Consider the following 26,504-nt stretch of genomic DNA (forward strand, 5'->3'; position numbering starts at 1 on the left):
AACCCATCCTACGAGCTGTTGGTATCGATAGGCAGTTAACGGCCAGTAGCAGACATTAAGTGTCTATAATATCAAGGGCGATTCACTACACACCAACAAGCTTCTCGCCGCCGAGCGCGACCCTCACCTTACTAATCTCTTCCAATATCACTTGACTGAACTTGAATGGGGTATGGTCGAGTTCCAACAACGCCTTCCTGGCTCTCGATACATCCCAGTCGCTGTCAGGAATTTCCTTTTGCAGCACAGATGCTGCGATCCTAGAAAGACCAAGTTCAAGGAACGCGCGACTGGTCAGCGTACATACTCCCAACTCAAGCGCCATTGAAAAATCAAAAATCTCCGCAACTTTTTGTTTCAACCCATTTGAAATAAGGACATGCGTCAGTATATCAATGTAAGCCTTGCCCATCTGTACAAGCTGGAACCTCACAACATCTTCAATGGTGTCGAAGGTATCTTTGATCACTATGTTTGGATTTATGGGTTTAATGTTTTTTTCTTTATAGCTCCGATTTGCAAGCTGAAGCATTTTCTCGTTAAAACGCTTCATCTGTATTTCTCCCTCCTTAGCCTTCAATTCATACCTAATTATAACTGGATAAGGCTTACCTTCCATCCAGCGAACAGCAATGCGAGAGACGTATCCGCCATAATTTCCGCCATAACCTTTCACGTACTCAAAAATAATATTGAATATGCGCGTGTAGTGCCCAAATGATCCGCGTAGATCAGATGGATTTTTAGGGATAAGTTCATCTATCACCCCATTCTTAACACTCTGCACTAAGAAGCTCATAAGATTATTCAGAGCAAATAAATTCAGCATCCAGCTAGAGCTGATTACGCTTTCTGGTAACGAAATGTGTTCGGACGCTTTATTAGCTAACTGCCTGACCTGCCGATACTCAAAAGCATCTAGATCCGGTGCCACACGCAACAGAAAATCACTGATTGTATCTTGGCGGGCTTTCGTTATTAGCATACCTGCTGAAGCAACTGCATTTCTGTAGGAGTCATCCCGAGGATTTCCAGGGGCCGAACTTCCACTCAGTACCGTCAATACATCATTAACGTTCTGTGTGATGGATTCCGTAAGGGCAGATTTAATAGTAAATTTTGAAAATTTATCCATGGGCTGCTCGCTCCATGAGTCATAGTCCACCAAGAAGACATTGCCTACAATGTCTTTAGTCATCCTGCCGGCACGACCAGCAAAATTCCAAAGTAGTGCGGGATCAAGAATTTGGCTCTCACCCCGTCCTCTCGCAGGCGTATTTAGAAATACATTTCGTGCGGGAAGATTGATACCTTGAAACAGAGTAGTAGTGCAGACTAGAAACTTGATAGAGCCCTTGCGAAAAGCATTCTCAATAGCCTCGCGTAACAGAGCCGGCATTTGGCCGTAATGAAACGCCACCCCCTTCCTCACCATGTTTATTAAATGGTATTCAGGGTGAATGTGATCTTTTATGAATGCGACAAGCGCATCATTTTCTTTATCATCTTCACTAATTCCGAGAGCTAGTGATCCAGCAAGTTTAGCGGCTTCAGTAGGTGTCTTCGCATATACAAGCGAACCGCCTTGGCTTCCAAGTTCAAGAGCTACTGAAGCAAGACGACTTTCCGGGGTAGACATTCCCCTTTCGCACCCCATCGAACCGATAGGTATGCTTCCATGCTCAGTAAGTAATTTGAACTCAAGCTGATTGAGGCTAGGCGTCTTTGATACAACAATCCGATTTTGCAAGACAGGCGAAACCGTGGTCGAAACCTCAGAGATATGAGGCATGCCAAGGCTTTCTACCGCGGCTCTGAAACCTTCAGCTCCAGGGGCGAGCATAACCACATGAGTATGTTCATTGCGATCAAAGCACTGTTCAACGCAATTTTGCAGGATCATTCCCCGGGCACCATCAGATAGGTTCTGAGCCTCATCAACGATCACCAACTCAACCTGAGCAGATGTTACTGAGAGGAGAACTTGGAACCTTTCTTGCGTGAGGATAAAAATTTGTCCGGGGGTATCATCGCAAGAAGGTATATCAGTGACACGAATATCAGGATTACTCGCTAGCCTCTCCTTGATTTTCATATGCACTTCTGCCAACAAAGCTCTGGTAGGTGCAATATAAACAAAGATGAAGCTTTTTTCTAACAGAGCCCTACGGCATAAGTGCTCAATCACAAGGAAAGATTTCCCTGCTGAGGTTGGTGCCGATACAGCAACTGACTCACCCACCTTCAAGGAATCCCACACAGTCTTTTGGTAGTCTGTCAGTGCAATACTTTGCCCATGCACATGTACTGTATTGAGATGTTCAACGACACTGCGCTGAATCATTCCTATCAAACTAGAAAGCTTCGACCCATAATGCGTTTCTGCATACTTGATACTGGGGAAATTACCAATCTCAGTCAATATCGAAGAGCATCGCTCCATGACACTGGACTCCTGGCAAACCAACATCGCGTTGAATGCGATTGTTTGGGCCAGCCCGATATGAGATTCAGTCGTTGACTGTGCGAAGACAGAAGCGCAATAAAGTAATTTACCTATTACATCATCTTCTAGCGCAGCGATGTTCCTATCAAGCTTATTTGGGAGCGTCGCTGCGGCACCCACAGACTGAAGCTTCCCCAAGCAATTCGAAAATTCCGAGCTATGTATAAGACGTCTTGAAAGTTCAGTAGCAAAATTATTCATTTGTATCACCCCCATCACCGGTCTCGCAGGCTATAGGGGAGTCCGCTGGATTTGGTGCCACTCCCAGCGACTCATAGAATCTTTCTCTCAGCTCATTAACATCAGGAACAGCAACAAGAAACAACATACACTTACCGGCGACTATCTCTTGAGCACTCAATTGGTTGGCAATGTTGAGGTGGTGCCGAGCAAAGTCACCCTTATACAATTCACCGAAGTGTGCCTCATGCTTTTCAATATCCCCTTCATCATCAACAGGGATTTTGTTAGAAAAGTGCTTGTTCTCTGAATAGCAGACCACCCCAATGGTTCGCTCTCGACGATTCGCATTTGGATTTTCAAAAACGTCCAAGTACTGCATTAATATTTCTTTATCGGTCGCATTCAAAGAATCAAGATTGCCCAGGTCGCTGACAAGTCCGTACTCGTGAAACATTTGACCCTTATCACTATTGAAGCCCGCAACAGATTTTGCGAAGTCCGCAGTTCCGCTTGCAGCCGTGCCCGCCAGTTTCGACTCTAGGAAATAGACGTTCAGTGCGCCGTTATTGACCGATGCATGTATGCCATCTAAACCATAAACCGGCATGTTGTTGGAAGTCTTTAATGACATTTTAGATATTAGTTGTGCAGCACTCAGGTGGTGGACTGCCACGCAGTAAGCCAAGACTTCTCCAACTTCGCTTGCTCTTGTAGGATTTTTTTTCCTGAAGTCGATAAAGACGTTTCTAACGACTTTGGATATATCACCAGCCAAAGACAAATCACCATTGTCACTAGCAAGCAACTGGGCTTTATACGCTTCACGACGTCGACGACTGAGCGCATAGTTAACAGCCTGATTGCTTAGAAAATCTGCGAGCGCAGTGACGTTAGGAACATCCTCCTGATAACGGACATGAAGCAGCGCCAATTTCGGGGGAGTGCCTGGCGGTGTGGGGAAATCCACAGCGCACTTAACATACTTGTCCAGCGGGGATTGATCGAGGAGCTTCTCAATAACTTCGTCGAGCGAAGGGGTAGTTGTTTCTGAAGACACTTTTCCATTCCCTGGTGATGCCTGTGTGAATCCGAAAACTGATCGACAAGCAAAGGATGCGGCCAAATTCATGCCTCGATCATGAAGGGAATGAACCCAAATTGCCATCATGCAAAACGTTCACCACCATGGATTGGTCTTTCGTAAGAATGACCGCTTATGGCCGATACCTGCCAGTCGCCATTACGCTGTGTCTGGCTCTATACCCCTGCACATACCCGGTCAGGCCGACTTCACTTCGCAAGTTAAATCCGCGCAACTTTGCAGATCGCGCCACCCGCGCGGTGACACACTGCAAACAAGCAGGCCGAGACGCTACGTCCCAGCCTGTTTTAAATGCAGTAATAGCCACGCAGTTGATGTTTCAACCGCCGGCTAGAAATACCCCTCGATTTTCTTCTTCTCCATAGAGCCGTCCTGGTCGTGGTCGATGATTCGGCCTTGGCGTTCTGAGGTGCGGGTCATCAGCATTTCCTGAATGATCTGCGGCAGGTCGGTGGCGGTGGATTCCACGGCGCCGGTCAGTGGGTAGCCGCCCAGCGTGCGGAAGCGTACCCAGCGTGTTTCGATGCTGGCGCGCTGTTCGGCGCTCAGGTGCGGCAGGATGCGTTCGTCGTCGATGCAGATCCGCGTGCCGTGCAGTTCCGCCACCGGCCTTGGTGCGGCGCGGTAGAGGTCGACGATGTCGATGTTTTTCCGGTGGATGCACTGCCAGATGTCCAGCTCGGTCCAGTTCGACAGGGGTAACACGCGCTGGCTTTCGCCCAGCGGTTACCGCTGACCTTGGGCATGGCCGAACTCAATGCCAACGAGACGTACGGCCTGCTCGCACAGCGAGGCCCGGAGTACTCTACAACGGCGCTCTGATGGTGTATGCGGCCGATACGCTGGTGATTTTTTACCGAACGTTCAAATCGAGTTATCCCTACACCCGGCGTGGGCGCGTCGATAATCCCGAGACGCTCGCTGAGGTGCTGGGTCGCAATGATGTGACTGTCCATTTCTCTGCGCATTAGACGACCCCATCGCCGGTTTTGCGCGCATTAGCCTCTGGCGCAGAGCGTTGGTCGCCGCGATTTGCCATGCATGGCGTTGCTCGACAGAATCGCGCTCCGCTTCGGTCAAAGGGCCGGGGGCGATGCTGAAAAGGGGCTGGAGTTGAACGAGCAGACATTGTCGATGCGCCTGGAGCGTGTGGCGGCGCATGTGCCGGCTGGGGCGCGGCTGGCTGATATTGGCTCGGATCACGCCTATCTGCCGGTAGCCTTGATGCGCCGTGGTGCCATTGAGGCTGCGGTGGCGGGGGAGGTGGCCCTGACGCCGTTTCAGGCGGCCGAGCGCAGCGTGCGCGAGCATGACCTGAGCCAACAGATCAGTGTGCGTCTGGCCGATGGTTTGGCGGCGGTTGAGGCGGGCGATGCCATCACGGCAATCAGCATCTGCGGGATGGGCGGCGAGCGGATTCGCGACATTCTCGACAGCGGCAAGACACGCCTGACAGGCCAGGAGCGTTTGATTCTGCAGCCCAACGGCGGCGAACAGCCGCTGCGCCAATGGCTGATGGACAATGGCTACCGCATCCTCTGCGAGGAGGTGCTGCGGGAAAACCGCTTTGCCTACGAAATCATCGTGGCCGAACGCTCCGGCCCGGTGCTGTACAGCGCCGAGGAGCTGTACTTTGGCCCGCTGCAGATGCAGGCGCGCAGCCCCGCATTCCTGGCCAAGTGGCAACGCCTGCTGCGCTTGAAGCAGCAGACCCTGGCTGATTTTGCTCGGGCACGGCAGGGGGTGCCTGAGGCGAAAGTTCAGCAGGTTACCCAGCAGACGCAGTGGATTATCGAGTTGTTGGCCTAAGCTCGATGCTGGTGCTGTTGGGCGAGTGCGCCGGTCGTTGCAGCGCATATTGCCTCGCTTGTGGCGTTGCTCGGCCTCTGCTGACGAGGGCTTGAATCAGGTGACCCTGTCGATTTGCAACGCGTTGCCGACTAAGCCTGGCGGAGTGAATACAATGTGCTCCCGAATACCTTATGGGCCATGAAAGTGGCTGCGCCGGACAAGGAACTCAGCATCATGGCTTCCCCAGATAAACAGCAAAAACGCGCCCAACGGGCCAAAACCAAGGCCAAGCAGAACCGCATGGGCAAGCCCAAGGCCAATGTGGTGCACCCGCTGCTGGCTAATCCGTTGATCAATGAACCATTCGATGATGTTGAACTCGACCTGAGTACCTTTGACTTCAAAGACATCGAGGAAAACGGCTTCGACCCTGCGCATTTCGATGACCTGTTCCAGGCGATGAGGGCAGGTGAAGGCATCAGCCTGTTGGCGATGTGCCTGGTGTTTCTGCAATACCCGGTGTTGGAGCTGGTGGTTGCAGAAGAGGCGGAGGATGCGGCGACCGACTTTATGATGGGCCTGCTGATCGTCTATCGCGGCATGTTCCATGATGAAGACGAGGACGCAGCCGTGCTCTGGATCGGCAGTGATGCGTTCCAGAGCGCCTACAACGAAGCCTCGCTGATCCTGCAGAAGAAGAATGCTCGCAGCAGCGCCCGCCTGTAGCAGGCGCATTGCTACAGGTCATATGGTTTCAGGCTAACGGCCTGCGCCGTCTGAGTCAGCCGCGTGCCGGCAGGGCCAGGCCTTTGATCACCGCTGGGCGGGCTACAAAGGCATGCAGCACCCGCTGCACATTGCTGAAGCGCTCGAATTCCACCAGTTCGCCGGCCTCGTAGAAGCCCACCAGATTACGTACCCAGGGGAACACGGCGATATCGGCGATGCTGTAGTCCTCGCCCATGATCCAGCTGCGGCCTTGCAGGCGTTGTTCGAGCACGCCGAGCAGGCGCTGGGATTCGGCGACATAGCGGTCGCGCGGGCGTTTGTCCGGGTAGTCCTTGCCGGCGAATTTATGGAAGAAACCCAGCTGGCCGAACATCGGGCCGACGCCGCCCATCTGCCACATCAGCCACTGCAGGGTTTCATAGCGTGTGGCGGGGTCCTGGGCCAATAGCTGGCCGCTTTTCTCTGCCAGGTAGATCAGAATCGCTCCGGACTCGAACAGCGCCAGCGGTTTGCCACCTGGGCCGTTGGGGTCGAGGATCGCCGGGATCTTGTTGTTGGGGTTGAGCGAGAGAAATGCTTCGCTGAGCTGATCGTTCGTGTCGAAGCTGACCAGGTGCGGCTCATAGGGCAGGCCGATTTCCTCCAGCATGATCGAGGCTTTCACGCCGTTGGGCGTGGGCAGGGAATAGAGCTGCAGGCGTTCTGGGTGCTGGGCCGGCCATTTTTGCGTAATGGGGTAAGCGGAAAGATCTGACATGGACGCTCCGGGTTAAAGTGGCGAAAGGCGCAGGATAACGGTGATTGGCCATTTGGTCAGGTTGCAGGTTTTTCCCCGCGCGCAGAAATCGGTATGGTTGGGGCTATCTCAACACCCATCCACTGGAGAACACTGATGAGCCTGCACGGCGAATACGACAGTCAGAATATCTTTGCCCAGATTATCCGCGGCGATGCCCCTTGCTACAGGCTCTACGAGGATGAGGATGTGCTGGCCTTCCTCGATGTCTTCCCGCAGTCCTACGGCCATACGCTGGTCATCCCCAAACGTGCAGCCGCGCGCAATATTCTGGAGATCGATGCCGACAGCCTGGGCAAGGTGATGGCGGTGGTTCAGCGCCTCACCGGGGTACTGGTGGCCGAGCTGGAGCCTGCCGGGGTGCAGGTGGCACAGTTCAATGGTGCGCCCGCCGGACAGACGGTGTTTCACCTGCATGTGCATATCGTGCCGCGCTATACGGGCGAAGCGCTGAGCGTGCATGCCGGTGGCAAGGCCGAGCCGCAAGCACTGGCGGCCTTGCAGGCGCGACTGCTCAAACGCATTGCCGGCTAAACACGCAGTAACGCATTACTTGAGGCCGACTACGGCTAGGGCAATACTCACGCCTGTGTTCTTTGCTGTTCCCTGCGCCCATGGAGGGCTCTCATGCGAATGATTGGTGCCGTTTTACCGTTGTTGCTGTTGGTCGGTTGCTCGTCCTGGCAAGCGGCTCCCGAGGATGTCAAACCCGTGCCGGCTGATCGATTGTTGGGCTATCAGCAGCCGCTGGGGCAGGGCGGCCAGTTGCAGGTCAAGCGCGACTTCGGTGGCATGGGCGGCGGCTGCTATGTGGCGGTGCTGGTTGACCGTAAGGTGGCTGCCCGCATCGGCGTGGGTGAGCAGGTGCGTTTTCAGGTGCCAGTCGGCACGCGAGTGCTGAGCATTGGTATCGACGAAATGGACGACACCCTGTGTGGCATGGGCCGTCTGCGTCGGGAGCTGGCGGTGAAGGTTGAGCCGGGCTCGCAGCAGAATTTCCGCATCGTCAGCGATAACCGCAAGGGTTTCGACATCCTCCCAGTTACTCAGTAACGCGCAAGAAACCGGTGCCTGCCCGTCAGGTGCCGGTGTGCTCGGCCAGCAACGCTTCCAGCCACTGCATAAATACCCGCACCCGCTGCGACTGGTGACGGCGCTGGGCGAAGAGCAGGCTGATCGGCATGGGCGGCGGCAGATAATCCGGCAACACACTGTGCAGATGCCCACTGGCCAGCAGCTCGCTGACGCCAAGCAGTGGCGCCTGAATAATCCCCAGGCCGCCCAGGCACGCGCCTTCATAGGCATCGACGTTATTCACCGTGACATTCCCCGCCATCGGCAGCTGCTGCAGTACGCCGCCGGCCAGGTATTCGAAACCGCATGAGCGGCTGCCGAGCACCGGCACGTAATGGATCAGCCGATGCTCAGCCAGGTCATCAAGGCTCTGCGGCGTGCCGTGGCGCGCCAGGTAGGCGCCACTGGCGCAGTTGACCATAGGCAATTGGCCGAGCGGTCGTACGATCAGGCTGGGCTCGTTGACCACGCCGATGCGCAGCACGCAGTCGAAGCCTTCGCGTACCAAATCGACGCGCCGATCACTGCTGCTGATCTCCAGTTCGATGCCAGGGTGCTGCGCGATAAATTCCCCCAGCCGTGGTGCTACCAAGCGCCGCGCCAGGCCAGTGGGCATATCGATGCGCAGACGACCGCTGAGCTGCGTGCCGTTCTGACGGAACAGACCTTCCAGCTCATCCATATTGGCCAGCATGTCTTTGCTGCGCTCATACAGCACCAGGCCGTCCTGAGTCGGTTGCACCTTGCGTGTGGTGCGGTGCAGCAGACGGGTGCCGAGCAAGGCTTCCAGGCTTTGCACCTGCTGCGACACGCTCGACCAGGGCATGCCAAGGCTGTCGGCGGCCTGGGTAAAGCTGGCCAGCTCGCTGACGCGGACAAAGGTGCGCAGCAGTTCCAGGGTATTCATCGGCAGCAGCTCCACTGGATTGTTCGCGATTGATGATCAGTGTTTTCAGTCTTGCTGAGTTTATCCAGTTTAAATCGAGCAATAACCTGTGCTCACGGATTTCAACCACGGCACTGCTAGTCAACCAAAGGGAGCACGCACATGACCCGTAAAATCGCACTGATCACTGGCGCAAGCCGCGGCCTGGGGCGCAACACGGCCCTGCATCTGGCGGCGCAGGGCATCGACATCCTCGGCACTTATCACAGCCAGGCGGCGGATGCGCAGAGCCTGGCGAGCGAGATCGAACAACTCGGCGCGCGTGCGCTGATGCTGCAACTGGATGTCAGTCAGAGCAGCAGCTTTGCCGGATTTGCCGGCGCAGTGGCGGCGGGGCTGCAGAGCACCTTTGGCCGCAGTGATTTCGATTTTCTGATCAATAACGCCGGTATCGGCATCCACGCCAGCTTTGCCGAAACGACTGAGGCGCAGTTCGATCAGCTGGTGAAAATCCAGCTCAAGGGACCGTTCTTCCTCACTCAGCAACTGCTGCCGCTGATCGCCGAGCAGGGCCGCATCGTCAATATCTCCACCGGTCTGGCACGTTTCAGCCTGCCGGGTTACGCCGCCTATGCGGCGATGAAAGGCGGTACCGAAGTGTGGACACGTTACCTGGCCAAGGAACTGGGGCCGCGCGGTATCAGCGTCAACGTGCTGGCACCTGGTGCGATCGAGACCGACTTCGGTGGCGGCGTGGTGCGCGACAACAGTCAGGTCAACGCCTTTATCGCCGCCAATACAGCCTTGGGCCGGGTCGGCCTGCCGGACGATATCGGCGGCGCGATTGCCATGCTACTCAGTGATGGCGGCCGCTGGATTACCGGGCAGCGGATAGAGGCCTCGGGCGGTATGTTCCTTTGACACTGTTCGTCCTGTGATAGGGCTGGCTGCGTTTATCTGGCAGAGGCGTAGAATCCGCTCGGTTTAATAACGGAGACGGATCGTGAAGGGATTGCCGATTGCCATTGTCGGGGCCGGTACGGCGGGGTTGGCCACGGCGCTGTTCCTCGCCCGCCAGGGTTTTAGCGTGCGTCTGCTGGAGCGTGTAGCGGAGCTGCAGCCAGTGGGTGCCGGGGTGTTGTTGCAGCCCTCCGGGTTGGCGGTGTTGCAGCAACTGGGGTTGTTTGCCGAGTGCTGCGGCCTGGGCGCTGCGGTCAGCCGCTTGTACGGCACCTCGGCCAATGGCCGGGTGATTCTCGATACCCGTTACGCGCATTGGCAGCCCGGCAGTTTCGGCATGGGCATCCATCGCAGCGTATTGCTCACGGCGTTGCTTAATGCGGCGCGGCAAGCTGGCGTGCAGGTTGAAACCGGCGTGCATATCAGCCGCTTCAGCCAGCATGGCCGTTATGTGCAGCTGTATCGCCAGGACGAACAGGGCGTCGAGCAGCCATTCGGCGATTTCGCCGCCCTGGTGCTGGCCGATGGCGTGCGCTCGGCCCTGCGTGGGCAGATGCAGGTCAAGCAATGGCTGCAGCCTTACCCCTGGGGCGCGTTGTGGAGCATTGTGCCGACCCCTGCTGCATCGCTAGATGCACCGGATGCCACGGACCTGCGCCAGTGGTACCGCGACTGCGCGCAGATGTTCGGCATCATGCCCACTGGGCGTACCCACCTGAATCGTGAGCAGGCGCTGAGCAGTCTGTTCTGGAGCCTGCCGGTGGCGCAGTTCGGTGCCTGGCGTGAAGCCGGTTTAGCGGCTTGGAAAGCCCAGGTGCTGCAACTAGCGGGCAACGCTGCCGAACCCTTTGTTGAACTGATCGAATGTCCCGAGCAGCTGAGCCAGGCGGTGTATGCCGATGTGCGCATGCAGCAGTGGCACGACGGGCGGGTGATCGCCATCGGCGACTGCGCTCACGCCATGAGTCCGCAACTGGGCCAGGGCGCGAATATGGCGCTGGTGGATGCGGCCGCCTTGTCCGCCGCAATCACCACACAACGCACCCCAAACGACTGCGACTGGTCAGCGGTGTTCGCCGCCTACGCCAGCAGCCGGCGTGATCACCTGCGTTATTACCGCCAAGCCAGCCGTTTGCTCACCCCGTTGTTCCAATCCCACAGCCGCAGCCTGGCCTGGCTGCGCGACAGTGTGTTGTTGCTGGCGCGGCACAACCCGCTAGGCCGCGCGCATGCGGTCAGTACCCTGGTGGGTGGGCGCAGTGGTTGGTTACTGAAGGGTGCCGAGCGGCCGTTGCAGGTCTGGAATGGCCAGCCTGAGGCATGGGGTTTAGATGAACGTGCGACCGCCCCAAATACTGCACAGATGTCGGTGACCTGAGCCGTATGTGACCGGCCGCGAGTGCTGCACGCTTCGTTAATCTACGGGCTCATTTTAATTTGTCGCGAGGGACCGCCGTGTCGTTCCGTGTTGTGCTGAGTGGCCGGGCATTGCCCGGGGTTACGCCTGAGCAGATTGCTCAGCATCTACAGACGCAGCTGAAGTTCTCCGAGTCCCAGGTAAAGGCCCTTTTGCCGCCAGCACGGCGGGTGGTCAAAAGTGGTCTGGATAAGCCCAGTGCTGAGCGCTGGTGCAGTCGTTTGCAGCAGGCGGGCCTGGCTGTTGCGGTCGAGGAAGTTGCTGCGCCTGCGGCGGTCGACCCTCTGACGGTTTTCCAGGAACTAGCCCAGAAGGGCCTTAAGCGTGCCCGTCCCAGCCCGGCCTATGCCCTGCAGCTGTTTCTGGTCACGCTCTGCTGCCTGCTGGTGCCGACGCTTTATGCGGGGTTGGTGATTGGCTTGGGCGTGGGGCTTACCTGGTATCTGATGCATATTCACGAGTACCTGGGTGGCTTGCGTAATATCTGGGTGCTGCTTTGCGTCTATGGCATACCCGCGATCAGTGGCGGCATTCTGCTGCTCTTTATGGCGCGGCCATTCTTTCTTCCTAGTCCGCGTGGTGATGAAGCGCTGGTACTGGATCTGGCTCGCGAGCCTCGTTTGCAGTTGGTGATCAGCCAGTTGTGTCAGGCGATTGGTCTGCGCCCTCCGGTGGCAGTGCAGTTGTCCAATGAAGTGAATGCCAGCGTGCATTTCGAGAATGGCTGGAGCGGATTCTTCTCTGGCCGCAAGGTGCTGACCATTGGCATGCCACTGGTTGCCGGGATGAGCGTGCAGCAGTTTGTCGGCGTACTGGGGCACGAGTTTGGCCACTTTGCTCAGCGGCTGGGCATGCGCTGTAACTTCCTGGTCAACTCGGTCAATGCCTGGCTGGAAGTTCGCAGCAATAGCCGCGACCCTTGGGATGATCGCCTGCAGGAATGGCAGGAGAACGATCCCTGGTGGATTCTGCAGCTGGCAATCTGGGTGGCGCAGCAGGGTATCGAGTTGTCGCGGCTGTTGATGCGTGGCTGTTTCTGGCTGAGCTTTCGCCTGTCCCGCTCGCTTTCGCGGCAGATGGAGTTCGACGCCGACCGCTACGAGAGTTTGCTGGCTGGTAGTGCGGCATTTCGTGGCAGTGCCTTGCAGCTGCGTGCGCTGTCCTGGGCCTGGCGTGAAGTGGATCAGCAGAATGCCCGTACCTGGCGCGAGCGTCGTCTGCTGCGTGATATGCCGCACGCCACTGCTGAGAAGACCTCCAGCATGAGCCAGGCCACTCGGCAGCAGATGGAGCAGAGCCTTGATGAGGGCAGTACCCGCTACTGGCACACGCACCCTGCCGATTTGGCGCGTATCCAGCACAGTGAAGCCCTGCAGGCACCCGGCTATTTGCTTGATGCCCGCCCGGCAGCCGTTCTGTTCGAGCACTTCGCCGAGCATTGTCAGCGTGTCACCCAGGCGTATTACGCGGAGCTGGGGCTGGACTATGACGAGCAGCAGTTGCAGGACAGCCAACAGATTTTCCAGATCAGTGCCCAGCGCGAAGACGCGCTGGACCAACTCTGGGAGTGGACCGGTCGGCAGTGGCGTAATCTACCCTGGCTGGCCTTGCACCAGCCGGTTCAGGCGGCCCATGCCGAGCTGCCTGGGCAAGCGGTGATCGATGAGTTACGTCGTCTGTCTCCCGAGATTACCCACGCCTGGACTCAGGCTGAAGCGCATGAAGAGCAACGGGTGGCGCTGGCCTGGTGTGGCGAATTGCAGCGCAACGGGGTGACCTCGCGACTCAGTGACAGCGAGGCGTTTGATCCGGCTAAGCACTTGCCGTTGTATCGGCAGATTGATGAATGCAAGACACCGGCGCAGCTGCAGTTACTCCAGGCCGCTTCGTTATACCGGCGTCGTCTGGAATTGAGCCTGGCCGGCGCAACCACGGCGCTGCGTGAAACAGCCCGCCTGGCGCTGCAATTAAGCAAACTCTATGTCGATTACGCGCGCCTGCTGGAGGCCCGTGAGCTGGCCGAGCGTTTTCTGGACGGGTATCAGCAGAACCCGGACAGCCTTACTGAACGCTTGAGCCAGGATGCCCTGGTGCGTTATCAGGATCTGGCCCTGCGCTTGCTCAAGACGGCCGATCAGATTCCCCAGACCTTGCTCGATGGCAGCTCTCTGGGCGGTTACCTGCGTCTGCGCTGCCCGCGCTTGAATGCTCAAGCCGGGGAACCGGTCGATTTTTTGCGCAATAGCGCCACGCTGATTGATAGCCTGGCGTATGCGCACCGTCGTGCCATGGCCGACCTGGCCAGCTATGCCTTGCAGCGTGAGCGCGAGCAGGGGCTGCGTGGCATTCGGCTGGTGCTCAAGGTTGGCGATCCAGGTTGAGCGAGCGGTGCTTGATAACAACTGCATTCGCTCTCGTGCGCTGTAGTTGGGTTGTTATCTGCAAGGTTTGAAGGTTGTAAGTGACGCCCTTGCTTGTGCCTCACTTACAGCGGCTGCGCCGGTTTGCGCTCAGAGGCTGGCTCTGTCGAGCGTTCTTAGCTGCTGCAACTGGCGCCGCAGCATCCAGATCACCACCAGGCTTAGGCAGACGTTGGACAGCGGCAGGGCCAGCCATACACCGTTAAGCCCCAGCAGCAGTGGCATCACCGCGAGGAAGGGCAGCTGGATCAGCATATTGCCCACCGTCACCAGGGTGGCGTTGCGGGCCTGGCCCATGGCCTGGAAGAAGCTGGCAGCCAGGACGATAAAACCTTCAAGGAACATGGCGAACAGGTGCAGGCGCAGGCCCTGCACGCTGGCGTCCAGCAGGGCTTCGTCGTTGCCGCTGAAAATTCCGGCAAACAGCCTGGGCAGGATCAACAGCGCTGCAGTCATCAACACACCGCTGCCCACTGCCGTGAGCAGCCCCAGGCGTAGCACCCTGCGCACTTTGTCCGGCTCGCGGGCACCGTAGAAGTAACTGACCAGCGGCTGCATACCGCCGCACACACCCTCGGCAAACATGTAGTAGAAGGCCATCAGGTAGCTGGCGATGGCGTAGGCGGCGACTTGCACCGGGCTGCCATAGTGCATGAACAACAGGTTGTGCAGCACCACCACCAGGCTCATGTAGAGGTACATCAGCATGCTGGAGAAACCGGTGGTGAGAATGTCCAAACTGCTGCGCAGGTTCAGTGTGCAGGCGGTCAGGGGCATTTGCAGCGGGTTGTGCCGGCTGCAGATAAAACCCAGGCAGATCAGCACCGACAGGCTTTCGCCTATGACCGTGCCCAGGGCTGCGCCATGCAAGCCCCACTTCAGTTCAATGATAAACAGGTAGTCGAGCGCCACGTTGGCGAGCGCGCCCACCAGCATGGCCAGAGTCGCCAGGCGCGGTGCACCGAGGTTGCGGACCAGCAGGGGCAGGGCGATGGAGCCGAATACCAAGGGCGCGGCCCAGCCAATCACCCGCAGGTAGTCGTTACCCTGTTGCGCCAGGTTGTCCTCGGCGCCTTGCATGGCCATAAAAGTCGGGCCGGCAAGCACCACCAGCACGCCTGTGGGTATACCCAAGAGAACCAGCAGCCAGAGAGCCTGTGCCAGGTAGCTGCGTGCTTGCGGCCATTGCGCGGCGCCCTGGGCCAGGGAGCATTGAGCGCCGGCGCCCATGCCGATCATCATGCCGATGGCCAGCATCACTCCGGACAGCGGCCAGGCCATGTTGATCGCCGACAACCCGGTGGCGCCCATGGCGTGGCCGATAAAGATGCCATCGACGACCATGTACAGGCCGCTGATCATCAGGGCGGCGACGGCCGGGATGGTGTAGTGCCAGAAGGTACGGGTGAGGCTGTGGCTGTTCATAAGAGGGTCACGGGTAAAGGGTTACGCGGCTGTCTCAGCCGATTTCGAAGGTCTGGCAGGCTTTGGCCAGTAAATGGCTGAGCTGCTGCATTTCTTCCCGGCTGAGGTTTTGCTCAAGGCTGGCGGCGGTTTGCAGGTAGACATCACGCTCTTCCTGTTCCAGCGCGTTGGATTTGGCTGTGGCCAGCAGGCGCATGGCGCGGCCGTCTTCACTGCAGGGCAGGCGCTGCAGGTAACCACGTGCTTCCAGCTTGCTGGCCATGGCACTGGCGCTGGCCTTGCTGACGTTCATGCGCTCGGCCAGTTCGGTCAGGCGCAGGCCGTTTTCGGCGGACATCAGGGCATACAGGTAGTCCAGTTCGCTATTGCTCAGCTCCATGCTGCCGCTGTGCTGGGCGTAATGCCGCCAGTGGTGCCACATGTGCCATTGCAGGCGTTTAAGGCTGTCGGTGATCGGCATGCTTGCTCTCCTTTATATTTTGTTAGGCTAACTAACTAAATGGGGCGTGGCAAGCCGTGGACGATCGGTGGCGGTTTGTGGGGGGCGGTGTCAGCGGTAACGCGCGAGTAATTCGTCGAACTCGCCAGCCTGTTTCATCTGCACCATGGCGCGCAGCAGTGCCATGGTGGGAACGTCGGGGGCGTCGCGGACGATGCACGCGATCGGGTCGGAGGCTATTTCATTGATGATGTGCAGTTTACGTTCTGCGGGTTGCTGGCGGTTAAACCAATGCAGCGAGAGTTCGTTGCTGATGGCGTACTGATAGCGGTGGGCGCTGAGTTTGAGCAGCACCTGATCCTGGGTGCGGGCGTCTTCGCGCTGCAATTGGCCACTGGCGAACAGCGGCTCCAGGCGTGGGTAAGTGAAGCCGAGGACGGTGCCCAGGCGTTCATTGAGCAGTTGCTCGGGCTCCAGTTTCTCGGGCGTAACGCCTGCCAGCACATCACGCTGGGTCATAAAGGGCAGGCTCCAGATATAGCGATGGTGGCCACTATTGACCCAGTTCGGGCTCACGTAGCAGCGCACATCAATCTCGCCGGTATCCAGCGCGTGCTGCACACGCATACGCGGCATCACCACCATCTCAGCCTTGCGCCCAACCTTGGCGGCCAGACGCTGATGCAAGTCGACCAGGATGCCTTCCACTGCCTTGCCGTCTTCGATACGCACCATGGGCATGGCCCAGCTGTCGTTGATCGAGAAACGCAGCGCCCGCGCTTCGGCGTATGCGTTGTGGCTAAGGGTGAGCAACAGCAGTGCGGGCAACAGCTTGAGCACCAGGGCGGATCCTTTCTGGTCGAGGCGGTTCAGCGCGTCATCGGCAGGGCTGCGCCCATCAGCGCAAACAGCCCGCCGCAGCAACGGTTGAAGCCTTTGCCACTGCGTTGCAGCCAGGGCCGCACGCGATGAGCCATACGCGCCAGCAGGTATTCGACGCTGCCTTCGACCACGGCGAAGGTCAGCGCCATGATGGCGAACTGCAGCAATAGGTCACCGCGTGGGTCGAGAAACTGCGGCAGAAAGGCGCCGAAAAACAGGATCACCTTGGGGTTGGACAATGCCGATAGCAGGCCCTGGCGAAACAGCTTGACGCCGCTACTCTCGGCTGCTTTCTCGGCCATCGCGAGGTGCAGTGGCGGTGCGCGCCAGAGCTGAATGCCGAGCCAGATCAGGTAGGCGCCGCCGAGCCATTTGAGGATGGTCAGGGCCTGCGCCGAGGCTTGCAGCAGGGTGCCGATACCGAGCATCGACAAGGCCATCAGCAGGGTAAATCCCAGCACGCCGCCGCTGACGGTAAACAGGGTTTTGCGATGGCCGTACAAGGCACCATGGCTGAGCGCGAGCAGGCCGTTGGGGCCAGGCGTCAGCGCCAGGCCAAATACCGCTGTGACAAAAAGCAGCCAGGTATGCAGAGCCATAAGACAGGTATCCAGACGCAGGGAAGTGCAGGGCCTTGTACGTCCCTGCGAGCCCCTGTTTTTTCATGCTGCGTGTGGATAGTCAAGCCGGCTTAAGCCGCACGGTCGTCATGATGATCAGCCTGGGCGGTGCAAGGAGGGGCAGCGATTGGCCTGCAAAAAATCTGCTGGCGCGGAGCGCAGCGCTTTGTCGGTAAAGGTGGAAATACCGCTTGCTCGCTGCCTGGCAGCCGTCCGAAGAGACTGGGCGGGATGTGTCTTGGACCACGTTATGAGCATCTTTGCCTCAATAGCCGACAGCTTGTTGCAGTCGGCCTGACGTGCTGAGCGGACGAACGCCCCCCGGCTGTGGCAAACTCCGAGGCTCGTAACAGGACGTTTCATGGATCGAGTTTGCTGAGCCTGTCAGCCCATTTTTGCCCATGGCGCATAGCCTCGGGCGCATTGCATAACTGGCCGCTGCCTGCGGCAAAGAACAAGAGGAATGACTGTGTATAACGTCGTGATCAGTGGTACCGGCCTCTATACCCCGGCTAACAGTATTTCCAACGATGAGTTGGTCGAGTCGTTCAACACCTACGTGCAGCAGTTCAATGCCGACAACGCGGCGGCCATCGCCAGTGGTGAAATCGAAGCGCTGAGTGAGTCGAGCAGCGGTTTTATCGAAAAAGCGTCCGGCATCAAGAGCCGCTTTGTCATGGACAAGGCCGGCATCCTCGACCCTAAACGCATGGCACCACGCATCCCGGAGCGTAGCAATGAAGACTGGGGCATCCTCTGCGAAATGGCCGTAGGCGCCGCCAAGGACGCCATGGCCCGTGCCGGCAAGACCGCTGCCGATATCGACGGGGTGATCGTCGCGTGTTCCAACCTGCAGCGCGCCTATCCGGCGGTGGCGATTGAGGTGCAGGCTGCGCTGGGTATTCAGGGCTTCGGCTACGACATGAACGTGGCCTGCTCTTCGGCCACCTTCGGCATTCAGGCGGCGGCCAACAGTGTGCAACTGGGGCAGGCCCGCGCGATTCTGATGGTCAACCCGGAAATCTGCACCGGCCACCTGAACTTCCGTGATCGCGACAGCCACTTTATCTTCGGCGACGCGGCCACCGCCGTGATCATTGAACGTGCCGACCAGGCCACGTCGAACTACCAGTTCGATATCGTCGGCACCAAGCTGATCACCCAGTTCAGCAACAACATCCGCAACAACTTCGGCTTCCTCAACCGCTGTGGGGAAGAGGGCGTTGGTGCCCGCGACAAGCTGTTTGTGCAGGAAGGTCGCAAGGTGTTCAAGGATGTCTGCCCGATGGTCGCCGAGCTGATTGCCGCGCACCTGGCCGAGAACAAGCTGAACGTCGGCGATGTGAAGCGCTTCTGGCTGCACCAAGCCAACCTCAACATGAACCTGCTGATCGCGCGCAAGCTGCTCGGTCGCGATGCTGAACCAGGCGAGGCACCGGTGATTCTCGACACCTACGCCAACACCAGTTCGGCCGGTTCGGTGATCGCCTTGCACACATACCAGGAAGACCTGCCGAGCGGTGCCCTGGGCGTGCTCAGCTCGTTCGGCGCCGGTTATTCGATTGGTAGCGTGATCCTGCGTAAGCACTAATGGATTACCCGGCCGATCAGGCGCTGCTCACGCGTCTGCGTGCAGGCGAACAGAAGGCCTACCGCGAGCTGGTTGCCACCTATCAGGGGGCGATGCGCGCGGTGGCCTTTGCCATTGTTGGCCGCCGCAATGCCGATGAAGTGGTGCAGGACGCCTGGCTGGCCGTGGTGCGCAGCCTCGACGGTTTTCAGGCGCGTTCCAGCCTGAAGACCTGGCTGCTGACCATCACCGCCAACACCGCGAAAACCCGCCTGAAGGGCAATCGCCGCGAAGTGCTGCTCGACGATATTCCCGCGCCTCACGGCAGTATTGGTGATGAACGTTTCAGTGCGGACGGCCATTGGCTGCTGGCGCCGCATGCCTGGCATCACGACTCGCCGGAAGCCCTGCTGACCGAGGAGGAATTGCGCGAATGCCTGGAGAAAACCCTGGCCAGCCTGTCCGAGTTGCAGGGCAGCGTGTTGCACCTGCGTGAGCGTGAAGGGTTGGAGTTGGAGGAGATCTGTAATCTTTTGCAGGTTTCGCTCTCCAATGTGCGGGTGCTGTTGCACCGCGCACGGCTCAAGGTATTCGCCACCCTGGAGCATTTTGAGGAGACCGGCCAATGTTGAGTTGCAAGCAGCTGGTGGCCCACTCCAGCGAGTTTCTCGATGGGCAGTTAGGCCTGCGTCAGCGTATGTCGGTACGTTTGCACCTGGCCATGTGTCAGCACTGTCGGCGGTTTATCAAACAGATGCGCCTGAGCCAGACGGTGCTGCGCCAGCTGCCGCCCGAGCAAAGCGCCGAGCTGGACGCGTTGGCCGCCAAGCTGGCTGAGTTACGCCGCCAGCATTCCTGATCGCCAGGCCGTTGGCCTGGCTCACTTCTCGTTTACTCGGCTTCCTGAGCGGCCTTTAGCGCCTCATAGGCCGGTGCGGCGTAGATGCCGACTTCCACTGCAAGCGCCATCACCCGCGTCAGGTCCGTGCTGTACACCAGTACGGCTTGCAGCGCGTCATCCAGCGGTTCGCTGAAGTCCAGCAAGACATACCCCTTGGTTTCCGGCGACAGGCTGGCCAGTTGCACCTGAATGCGGTTCAGCGCTTTCAGCGGCTCAACCTTCACCAGTTGTTTGGGCTTGAGCACAAAGCTCACTTCCGGGCCGAACGACTCAGTGATCTGCTGGAACAGTGCGTCATAGCTATCGGCCTGGAACAGCACGGTTTCCGGCAGGCTACCGACCACCACCCATTCACCCAGCGGGATAGGGAAGCTGTCGTCGTAGTTGATGTCCGGGTTCGCGGCGAGAAATGCCTGTGGGTCGGCGTAAGCCTGGGCGGCTTCATCGGCGATACGCGCGACGTCTTCGGCCAGCATGCAGCCCGAGCTTATCTTGCTGATCAGTTCTTCGAGCTGGGCTTTCATTGCGGTCATCCTGGGGTATAAAAAGAGGCTGGCAAGGATAGCCGGAAATGACCGGAGAAGCTGCACCTGTGGGCGTGCAGCATGGCCCGTGTGGGTTCTTGTAGCCGCAGCGCGGCGAGCCTGTCTGTACGCTAGCGTACAGATAAATAATCAGATTCGATTATGCTGGCCTGTGCAGTCCAGGCGCTGTTGTGTTCATGCATGAATAGCCAGCAGATCCTCGATTCGGAGACAGTGATGTCCGTAAACCCCAGTCCGCAGCAGAACCACCTTCTTGCCACCTTGCCTGATGAGGTTCTGGAGCGTCTGCTGCCGCACCTTGAGCTGGTGGCCATGCCGTTGGGCATGGTGCTGTATGAATCGGGCGATACCTTACGCCATGTGTACTTTCCCACCGACTCGATTGTCTCCCTGCTGTATGTGATGGAGAGCGGCGCATCGGCGGAGATTTCCGTGGTGGGTAATGACGGGGTCATCGGTGTGGCGCTGTTCATGGGCGGCGAGAGCACCACCAGCCGCGCCATTGTGCAAAGTGCCGGTAGCGCTTACCGGGTACTCGGCAAACGCTTCAAGGAAGAGTTCAACCGCCATGGCGACATGCTGCAGCTGATGTTGCGCTACAGCCAGGCGCTGATTACCCAGATGGCGCAGACGGCGGTGTGCAACCGCCATCACTCGATTGATCAGCAGCTGTGCCGCTGGTTATTGCTGTCGCTGGATCGTCTTTCCGGCAGCCAGCTGGCCATGACCCAGGAGCTGATTGCCAATATGCTTGGCGTACGCCGCGAAGGCGTTACTGAGGCCGCCGGCAAGCTGCATCGCCTGGGGGTTATCGATTACAGCCGTGGGCTAATCACCGTGCTGGATCGGGACAAGCTCGAGCGCCTGAGCTGTGAGTGCTATGCCGTGGTCAAACGCGAAACCGACCGCCTGCTGCCATATAAAGTGGCGCATCCGGCGCACTAACCGGTTACGCGCGCGGATAGCCATTTAATCGCCTGGCTTGAGTGCCGCAGCGCACAGAGCCGTGCTCAATGCTCAGGCAGACTGCAACGGCGAGAGCGTCAAGCACCGTTGTCGCGCCATTCTTTGGCAAGCCGTGCTCGGGACAAGTGAATGTCTGTTAAAGCACCGCTGCATATCCTCAGCCAGCTGATCGAGAGCCTACCGAGCAAGTCACGCAAACACCTGCTCGACGGCTGCGAGCAGGTGGACCTGGTTTTCGGCAGCGTGTTGCACGAGGCCCACCAACCGATTCACCACGTGTACTTCCCTTTGAGCGGGTTTGTTTCCCTGGTCACCACCTTAGAGGGGCATCAACCCCTGGAAATGGGGCTGATAGGTAATGAAGGCATGCTCGGTGCCACCCTCGCCCTGGGGGTGGCGCAGGCTCCGATGCGCGCCGTGGTACAGGGTGCCGGCAGTGCCTTGTGTCTCAGCAGTACGCTGTTCAAGCAGGAGCTGCTGAACAGCCCGGCCTTGCAGCGTATGCTCAAACGCTATCTGTATGTGGTGATGGCGCAGTTGTCGCAGAGTGCCGCCTGCATGCATTTTCACGAGATCGAGCCGCGCCTGGCTCGTTGGCTGCTGATGACCCACGACCGCGCGCATGCCGATCATTTTCACCTGACCCATGAATTTCTCGCCGACATGCTCGGGGTGCGCCGCAGTGGGGTGTCGATTGCCGCCGCCGCCATGCAGGGGCGCGGCCTGATCAGCTACAGCCGTGGCGAGATCAATATCCTCAACCGCCATGGCCTGGAGCAGGTGGCGTGTGAGTGCTATGCGGTGCTGCGGGCTGATTACCGCGCACAGTTCTAGGAGGTATTCGCCAGGGTATTGATTGGCGAGTGGATGCCGCTGCGCAGCAGGTGGGTGAACTGCTCCACGCTGACTGGATGGCTGAACAGATAGCCCTGGCCTTCACCGCACTGATGGTGGCGCAGAAACTCCAACTGCGCCGGTTCCTCGATGCCTTCGGCAATCACCCGCTGTTTTAGGCTGTTGCCCATGGCAATGACCGCACTGACGATGATGCCATTGCTGTTCTCGATGGCCTGGACAAAGGTGCGATCAATCTTCAGCACATCGATGGGGAACTGGGTGAGGTAACTGAGGCTGGAATAGCCTGTGCCGAAATCATCCACCGCCAGCTGTACGCCGAGGTTCTTCAGTTGCTGCAGGATCGTCGCGCTGGCCTGGGCATCACGCATCAGCACGCTTTCGGTGATTTCCAGTTGCAGTTTGTGGGCGTCCAGATCACTGCTCTGCAACGCCTCGCGCACGCTGTCGACAAAGTCCTGACGGCGAAACTCCAGGGCTGAGATGTTCACTGCCACCGAATCCAGGACATAGCCGCAGTTTTCCCAGCGCTTGGCCTGTTTGCAGGCCTGCTGCAAGACCCAGCGACCCAGCGGCACGATCAGGCCGCAGGCCTCGGCAACCGGGATGAAACGAGCCGGCAGGATTATCCCCCAACTGGGGTGCTGCCAGCGGATCAGTGCTTCGGCGCTGGTAATACGGCCGCTGTGCAGGTCGATCTTGGGCTGGTAGTGAAGGATGAACTGATCTTTTTCCAGGGCGCTGCGCAGGTGTGCTTCAACCACTTGTCGTTCTACTGCGCGTACATTCATTTCACTGCGAAAGAACTGGTAGTTGTTACGGCCTTCTTCCTTGGCCTGGTACATCGCGGTGTCGGCTGTACGGATCAGATCAGGCGCATTCTCGGCATCATTGGGGTAGGTGCTGATACCGATGCTGGCGCTGATATGCAGCTGCTGGTCTGCGATTACATAGGTACTGGCCAGGGCCTCGAGGATTTTCTCGGCTGTACGCGCGGCATCCTCGGCCGAGTGACTTTCCCCCAACAGGATGACGAACTCGTCGCCGCCCAGGCGGCTGACGGTATCGGAACCGCGCACGCAGTCACTCAGGCGCAGCGCCACGGCCTGTAGCAACTGATCGCCAACACTGTGGCCCAACGAGTCATTGATGTGTTTGAAGTTGTCCAGGTCGAGGAACAGCAGGGCCAGTTGGCCGTTATGCCGTTCGGCCAGGGCAATCGCCTGGCCGATGCGGTCGTTGAGCAGGGCGCGATTGGGCAGGTTGGTCAGGCTGTCGTGCTGTGCCAGGTGGGTCATTTTCTCGGTCATGGCGTGGGCGGCGGTTATGTCGTGAAACACCATTACGGCACCCTTGAGGCGCCCGGCCGAGTCATGGATCGGCGCGGCGGAATCCTCAATCGTCGATTCGCTGCCGTCGCGGCGGATCAGCAGGGTGCCGGCCGCCAGTAGCTTGCAGGTGTTGTCCTGCAGTACCTTGACGACCGGGTTGGCCACTGGCTCGCGGGTCTTGCTGTGGACCAGGCACATGATGCGCTCGATCGGTTGCTTCTGTGCGTCGGCAAGTTGCCAGCCGGTCATCCGCTCGGCCGCCGCATTCAGGTAGTCGACCTGGCCGTGCAGGTCGGTGCCAATCACCGCATCGCTGATCGAGTTAAGGGTGATGGCCAGGCGTGTCTTCTCGACAAACAGCGCTTCTTCAACCGCCTTGCGCAGAATGATATTGCGCAGCGCCTGTGGCACCAGGGCGTTGTTGAAATAGTCCTTGTACAGGCAGCCCTGGGCACCCTGGCGAATCGCTTCGCTGGTTTGCTGATCGGCATCCAGTTCGCTGAGGGTCATGATCGGAATACCCGGCACCAGGGCAAACAGGGCTGTAAAAGTGGCCAGTCCCTGGCTGTCCGGTAAGTGCAGATCGACCAGGATGGCGTCGATCGTCACGGCGTTGTCTGCGCGCAGACGCTCCATGGCGATGCTCAATCGGGTTACCCACTCAATGCTGAAAGGACCGTCCTGGGCGCGTTGCAGGGCTTCTTCCAGGGTGGCCGCGTCATGGCTGTTGCTGGTGATGATCAGGATGCGATTGCCCATATGACCGAGACTTCCTTTTCGCGCTCTGCGCAAGTGATGGCGGAACGGCCGCCCGGCGTCAGAAGCGCAGACCGGGTGGCTGTGCTGGCATGTTTGGGGGCAGAGCCGGCGCTAATGGGGCAAGCCACTGATCGGCACGCCAGGCCCCGGGGGGCGGGCTGGCCTTGTCACGGTCCAGCCAAGCGGCCGGTTGCAGTTCGTGGCGGCTACGCAAAGGCTGGACTGCAGGCCGCTCGGCGTCGCGGGTGAAAGCGTCCGCTGCGAACAGTTCCTCGGCCCGTACACTGGCATTCAGCAACAACAGCCCCATCAGGCTATAACAGGCCGCTGTAGGGATAAAACCGAACCTGTGCATGCCATTTCTCCACTCTGCGGACATCGGCCTTGTGTCAGCAACTGGCCCGACTGCATCAGTAACCTGACAGGGGGAGTGCTGTGCGATCGATCGCCACTGGGTATTGATCGCGCAACGCTAGATTCGGTGATCGTAGGGGTATTGTCGGTGCGCTATCGCACCCAGATCGGCGGCCGCGAAAGGCTGTCGGGTTTCCCGGGCAGGGCTGCTAAACTGGCGACCTTTCGCTGTCCTGTCATTATCTGGAGCCCCCGTGAGCCCGCGTATTCACCCTTTGGCCGGTCAGCCGGCACCTGCGTCCCTGTTGACCGACATCACTGCGCTGCTGGCGGCCTATTACGACCTGCAGCCGGACCTGAGCGTGGCCAGCCAGCGCGTGGCATTCGGCACCTCCGGGCATCGCGGCAGCTCCCTGGCGTACAGCTTCAATCAGGCTCATGTGCTGGCGATCAGCCAGGCGATCTGCGATTACCGGGTGGCCCAGGGCATCAGTGGCCCGCTGTTTATCGGTGCCGATACCCACGCGCTGTCGCAACCGGCGCTGGACAGCGCGATTGAAGTGCTGGCGGCCAATGGTGTGCAGACCATGATCTCCGCCGGCGGCGAGTTCACCCCGACGCCGGCGATCAGCCAGGCCATCCTGGTGCACAACCAGGGCCGCAGTTCGGGCCTGGCCGATGGCATCGTCATCACCCCCTCGCATAACCCGCCGGACAGCGGCGGCTTCAAGTACAACCCCACCAACGGCGGCCCGGCCGACAGCGATATCACCACCTGGGTGCAGAACCGCGCCAATGCGTTGCTTGAAGGCGGCCTGCGCGAGGTCAAACGCATGCCCCTGGCGCAGGCGCGACAGGCGGCCAATGTGCAGGAATACGATTACCTCGCCAGCTATGTGAACGATCTGGGCAACGTCATCGACTTCGCGCCGATCCGCGCGGCGGGCCTGCGCCTGGGTGTCGACCCGTTGGGCGGCGCCGGCGTGCATTACTGGGGCCGCATCGCCGAGCAGTACGGCCTCAATCTGGACGTGGTGAGCGAGATTATCGACCCGCAGTTCGCCTTTATGAGCCTGGACTGGGACGGACAGATCCGCATGGACCCATCCTCCAGCCATGCCATGCAGCGCCTGATCGGCCTGAAAAATGGCTACGACATCGCCTTTGCCTGCGACACCGACTATGACCGTCACGGCATCGTTGCGCCAAGCGTCGGCCTGCTGCCGGCCAACCACTTCCTCAGTGTGGCCATCGATTTCCTGTTTCAGCATCGTCCGCAGTGGAGCGCCACAGCAGCGGTGGGCAAGACCCTGGTCAGCAGCGCGATGATTGACCGCGTCAGCACACGCCTGGGCCGACCGCTGCAGGAAGTGCCGGTGGGCTTCAAATGGTTTGCCGGCGGTCTGTTCGACGGCTCGCTGGGCTTTGGCGGCGAGGAGAGCGCCGGGGCGACCTTCCTGCGCCGTGATGGTCGGGTCTGGACCACCGACAAGGACGGCATCGCGTTGGCCCTGCTGGCCGCCGAGATGACCGCAGTGACTGGGCGTGACCCTGGCGAGCTGTACCAGGGCCTGAGCGCTGAGTTCGGTGCGATCTATGCCGACCGCGTTGATGCGCCGGCTACACCGGCGCAGAAAAAAGCGCTGGGTAAACTCTCGCCGGCGCAGATCAGCAGCCGTGAACTGGCGGGCGATGCCATTACCCAGGTGCTCGACAAGGCGCCGGGCAATGGCGCGGCGATTGGTGGCATCAAGGTGATCAGCGAGGGCGGCTGGTTCGCCGCGCGGCCATCCGGTACCGAAGACATCTACAAAATCTACGCCGAGAGCTTCCGCGATGCGGCGCACCTGCAGCGCATCTTCAGCGAGGCGCAGCAGATCGTGGATGGGGCACTGGTTGCCGAATAGCAGGGCCGCCGTCGGTGCGATAGCGCACCGACACCTGCCGCTGTGGCGTACAGGATGAAGCAGCGCTTGGGTGCCGTGCCGGCACC

Annotated in this window: 25 protein-coding genes and 1 pseudogene; 14 read left to right on the forward strand and 12 right to left on the reverse strand. The window is 59.1% G+C overall.

Annotated elements, in window-relative coordinates:
* Window positions 1-85: 85 nt before the first annotated feature.
* From DBR00_RS01235 to DBR00_RS01245, 3 genes and pseudogenes are all read right to left on the reverse strand, one after another.
* Complete coding sequence (locus DBR00_RS01235; protein ID WP_108487130.1) at window positions 86-2,707, reverse strand: DEAD/DEAH box helicase; 2,622 nt, start codon at window positions 2,705-2,707, stop codon at window positions 86-88.
* On the reverse strand, window positions 2,700-3,818 hold the full coding sequence (locus DBR00_RS01240) for a DUF1837 domain-containing protein (RefSeq protein ID WP_108487112.1): 1,119 nt from the start codon (window positions 3,816-3,818) through the stop codon (window positions 2,700-2,702). The genes DBR00_RS01235 and DBR00_RS01240 overlap by 8 nt, the downstream gene beginning before the upstream one ends.
* 303 nt (window positions 3,819-4,121) lie before the next feature.
* Window positions 4,122-4,511: pseudogene (locus DBR00_RS01245) on the reverse strand (phosphoadenosine phosphosulfate reductase family protein); the annotation flags it as partial.
* Window positions 4,512-4,612: 101 nt separating this feature from the next.
* Between DBR00_RS01245 and DBR00_RS20615 the strand changes: the two are divergent.
* The 3 genes from DBR00_RS20615 (at window position 4,613) to DBR00_RS01255 (ending at window position 6,308) form a co-directional block, all read left to right on the forward strand.
* Window positions 4,613-4,762, forward strand: coding sequence for a cyclophilin-like fold protein (locus tag DBR00_RS20615; protein ID WP_256582899.1), 150 nt, complete (start codon window positions 4,613-4,615; stop codon window positions 4,760-4,762).
* Window positions 4,763-4,904: 142 nt separating this feature from the next.
* Window positions 4,905-5,600, forward strand: a complete 696-nt coding sequence (locus tag DBR00_RS01250) for a tRNA (adenine(22)-N(1))-methyltransferase TrmK (protein WP_305888764.1) — start codon at window positions 4,905-4,907, stop codon at window positions 5,598-5,600.
* Between the two features lie 216 nt (window positions 5,601-5,816).
* The gene (locus DBR00_RS01255; RefSeq protein WP_108487131.1) at window positions 5,817-6,308 is read left to right on the forward strand and encodes a hypothetical protein; all 492 of its coding nucleotides are present in this window, start codon (window positions 5,817-5,819) and stop codon (window positions 6,306-6,308) included.
* Window positions 6,309-6,363: 55 nt separating this feature from the next.
* Here DBR00_RS01255 and DBR00_RS01260 read toward each other — a convergent pair whose 3' ends face one another.
* Window positions 6,364-7,068 (reverse strand): glutathione S-transferase N-terminal domain-containing protein, encoded by a 705-nt coding sequence (locus tag DBR00_RS01260; protein WP_108487114.1) that lies wholly within the window; start codon window positions 7,066-7,068, stop codon window positions 6,364-6,366.
* A gap of 135 nt (window positions 7,069-7,203) precedes the next feature.
* On the opposite strand from DBR00_RS01260, the gene DBR00_RS01265 reads away from it, so the two are divergent.
* Window positions 7,204-7,641 carry an HIT family protein gene (locus DBR00_RS01265; protein WP_108487115.1) on the forward strand — a complete coding sequence of 146 codons (438 nt, stop codon included), beginning with the start codon at window positions 7,204-7,206 and terminating at the stop codon, window positions 7,639-7,641.
* A 93-nt stretch (window positions 7,642-7,734) separates the two neighbouring features.
* Entirely contained in the window at window positions 7,735-8,160 is a 426-nt protein-coding gene (locus DBR00_RS01270) for a 3-isopropylmalate dehydratase (protein WP_108487116.1), read from the forward strand.
* A 25-nt stretch (window positions 8,161-8,185) separates the two neighbouring features.
* Here DBR00_RS01270 and DBR00_RS01275 read toward each other — a convergent pair whose 3' ends face one another.
* Entirely contained in the window at window positions 8,186-9,088 is a 903-nt protein-coding gene (locus DBR00_RS01275) for a LysR family transcriptional regulator (protein ID WP_108487117.1), read from the reverse strand.
* A 141-nt stretch (window positions 9,089-9,229) separates the two neighbouring features.
* Here DBR00_RS01275 and DBR00_RS01280 point away from each other — a divergent pair, with 141 nt between their 5' ends.
* The 3 genes from DBR00_RS01280 (at window position 9,230) to DBR00_RS01290 (ending at window position 13,825) form a co-directional block, all read left to right on the forward strand.
* Window positions 9,230-9,988: an SDR family NAD(P)-dependent oxidoreductase gene (locus tag DBR00_RS01280; protein WP_108487118.1), complete on the forward strand. Its 759-nt coding sequence runs from the start codon at window positions 9,230-9,232 to the stop codon at window positions 9,986-9,988.
* Window positions 9,989-10,070: 82 nt separating this feature from the next.
* Window positions 10,071-11,405 (forward strand): NAD(P)/FAD-dependent oxidoreductase, encoded by a 1,335-nt coding sequence (locus DBR00_RS01285; protein WP_108487119.1) that lies wholly within the window; start codon window positions 10,071-10,073, stop codon window positions 11,403-11,405.
* A gap of 77 nt (window positions 11,406-11,482) precedes the next feature.
* Complete coding sequence (locus DBR00_RS01290) at window positions 11,483-13,825, forward strand: M48 family metalloprotease (RefSeq protein ID WP_108487120.1); 2,343 nt, start codon at window positions 11,483-11,485, stop codon at window positions 13,823-13,825.
* 129 nt (window positions 13,826-13,954) lie between these two features.
* Here the strand turns inward: DBR00_RS01290 and DBR00_RS01295 are convergent, their stop codons facing one another.
* The 4 genes from DBR00_RS01295 to DBR00_RS01310 all read right to left on the reverse strand — a co-directional run bounded on the left by DBR00_RS01295 (window position 13,955) and on the right by DBR00_RS01310 (window position 17,209).
* Window positions 13,955-15,289 (reverse strand): MATE family efflux transporter, encoded by a 1,335-nt coding sequence (locus DBR00_RS01295; RefSeq protein WP_108487121.1) that lies wholly within the window; start codon window positions 15,287-15,289, stop codon window positions 13,955-13,957.
* 34 nt (window positions 15,290-15,323) lie between these two features.
* Window positions 15,324-15,749, reverse strand: a complete 426-nt coding sequence (locus DBR00_RS01300; RefSeq protein WP_218276594.1) for a MarR family winged helix-turn-helix transcriptional regulator — start codon at window positions 15,747-15,749, stop codon at window positions 15,324-15,326.
* A gap of 90 nt (window positions 15,750-15,839) precedes the next feature.
* Window positions 15,840-16,568: an ABC transporter substrate-binding protein gene (locus tag DBR00_RS01305; RefSeq protein WP_256582900.1), complete on the reverse strand. Its 729-nt coding sequence runs from the start codon at window positions 16,566-16,568 to the stop codon at window positions 15,840-15,842.
* Window positions 16,569-16,597: 29 nt separating this feature from the next.
* A complete protein-coding gene (locus DBR00_RS01310) occupies window positions 16,598-17,209 on the reverse strand; it encodes a LysE family translocator (protein ID WP_108487122.1) in 612 nt (203 codons plus the stop codon).
* A gap of 490 nt (window positions 17,210-17,699) precedes the next feature.
* Here DBR00_RS01310 and DBR00_RS01315 point away from each other — a divergent pair, with 490 nt between their 5' ends.
* From DBR00_RS01315 to DBR00_RS01325, 3 genes are read left to right on the forward strand one after another with little or no spacing between them, the layout of a single operon-like run.
* Window positions 17,700-18,821 carry a beta-ketoacyl-ACP synthase III gene (locus tag DBR00_RS01315; protein ID WP_108487134.1) on the forward strand — a complete coding sequence of 374 codons (1,122 nt, stop codon included), beginning with the start codon at window positions 17,700-17,702 and terminating at the stop codon, window positions 18,819-18,821.
* The gene (locus tag DBR00_RS01320) at window positions 18,821-19,432 is read left to right on the forward strand and encodes an RNA polymerase sigma factor (protein WP_108487123.1); all 612 of its coding nucleotides are present in this window, start codon (window positions 18,821-18,823) and stop codon (window positions 19,430-19,432) included. The genes DBR00_RS01315 and DBR00_RS01320 overlap by 1 nt, the downstream gene beginning before the upstream one ends.
* The gene (locus tag DBR00_RS01325) at window positions 19,426-19,659 is read left to right on the forward strand and encodes an anti-sigma factor (RefSeq protein ID WP_108487124.1); all 234 of its coding nucleotides are present in this window, start codon (window positions 19,426-19,428) and stop codon (window positions 19,657-19,659) included. Before DBR00_RS01320 ends, DBR00_RS01325 begins: the two co-directional genes overlap by 7 nt.
* A gap of 32 nt (window positions 19,660-19,691) precedes the next feature.
* Here the strand turns inward: DBR00_RS01325 and DBR00_RS01330 are convergent, their stop codons facing one another.
* Window positions 19,692-20,225: a hypothetical protein gene (locus tag DBR00_RS01330; RefSeq protein ID WP_108487125.1), complete on the reverse strand. Its 534-nt coding sequence runs from the start codon at window positions 20,223-20,225 to the stop codon at window positions 19,692-19,694.
* 237 nt (window positions 20,226-20,462) lie between these two features.
* Here DBR00_RS01330 and DBR00_RS01335 point away from each other — a divergent pair, with 237 nt between their 5' ends.
* The gene (locus tag DBR00_RS01335; protein ID WP_108489736.1) at window positions 20,463-21,191 is read left to right on the forward strand and encodes a Crp/Fnr family transcriptional regulator; all 729 of its coding nucleotides are present in this window, start codon (window positions 20,463-20,465) and stop codon (window positions 21,189-21,191) included.
* A 150-nt stretch (window positions 21,192-21,341) separates the two neighbouring features.
* Window positions 21,342-22,046, forward strand: coding sequence for a Crp/Fnr family transcriptional regulator (locus DBR00_RS01340; protein ID WP_108489734.1), 705 nt, complete (start codon window positions 21,342-21,344; stop codon window positions 22,044-22,046).
* Here the strand turns inward: DBR00_RS01340 and DBR00_RS01345 are convergent.
* Window positions 22,043-24,157, reverse strand: coding sequence for a bifunctional diguanylate cyclase/phosphodiesterase (locus tag DBR00_RS01345; RefSeq protein ID WP_108489733.1), 2,115 nt, complete (start codon window positions 24,155-24,157; stop codon window positions 22,043-22,045). The two genes, DBR00_RS01340 and DBR00_RS01345, sit on opposite strands and share 4 nt — an antisense overlap.
* A gap of 58 nt (window positions 24,158-24,215) precedes the next feature.
* Complete coding sequence (locus DBR00_RS01350) at window positions 24,216-24,512, reverse strand: hypothetical protein (protein ID WP_108489732.1); 297 nt, start codon at window positions 24,510-24,512, stop codon at window positions 24,216-24,218.
* Between the two features lie 253 nt (window positions 24,513-24,765).
* Between DBR00_RS01350 and pgm the strand changes: the two genes are divergently transcribed.
* The gene (gene pgm / locus DBR00_RS01355; protein ID WP_108489731.1) at window positions 24,766-26,418 is read left to right on the forward strand and encodes a phosphoglucomutase (alpha-D-glucose-1,6-bisphosphate-dependent); all 1,653 of its coding nucleotides are present in this window, start codon (window positions 24,766-24,768) and stop codon (window positions 26,416-26,418) included.
* Window positions 26,419-26,504 lie beyond the last annotated feature (86 nt).

Source organism: Pseudomonas sp. HMWF032, from assembly GCF_003060885.1.
GTDB lineage: Bacteria > Pseudomonadota > Gammaproteobacteria > Pseudomonadales > Pseudomonadaceae > Aquipseudomonas.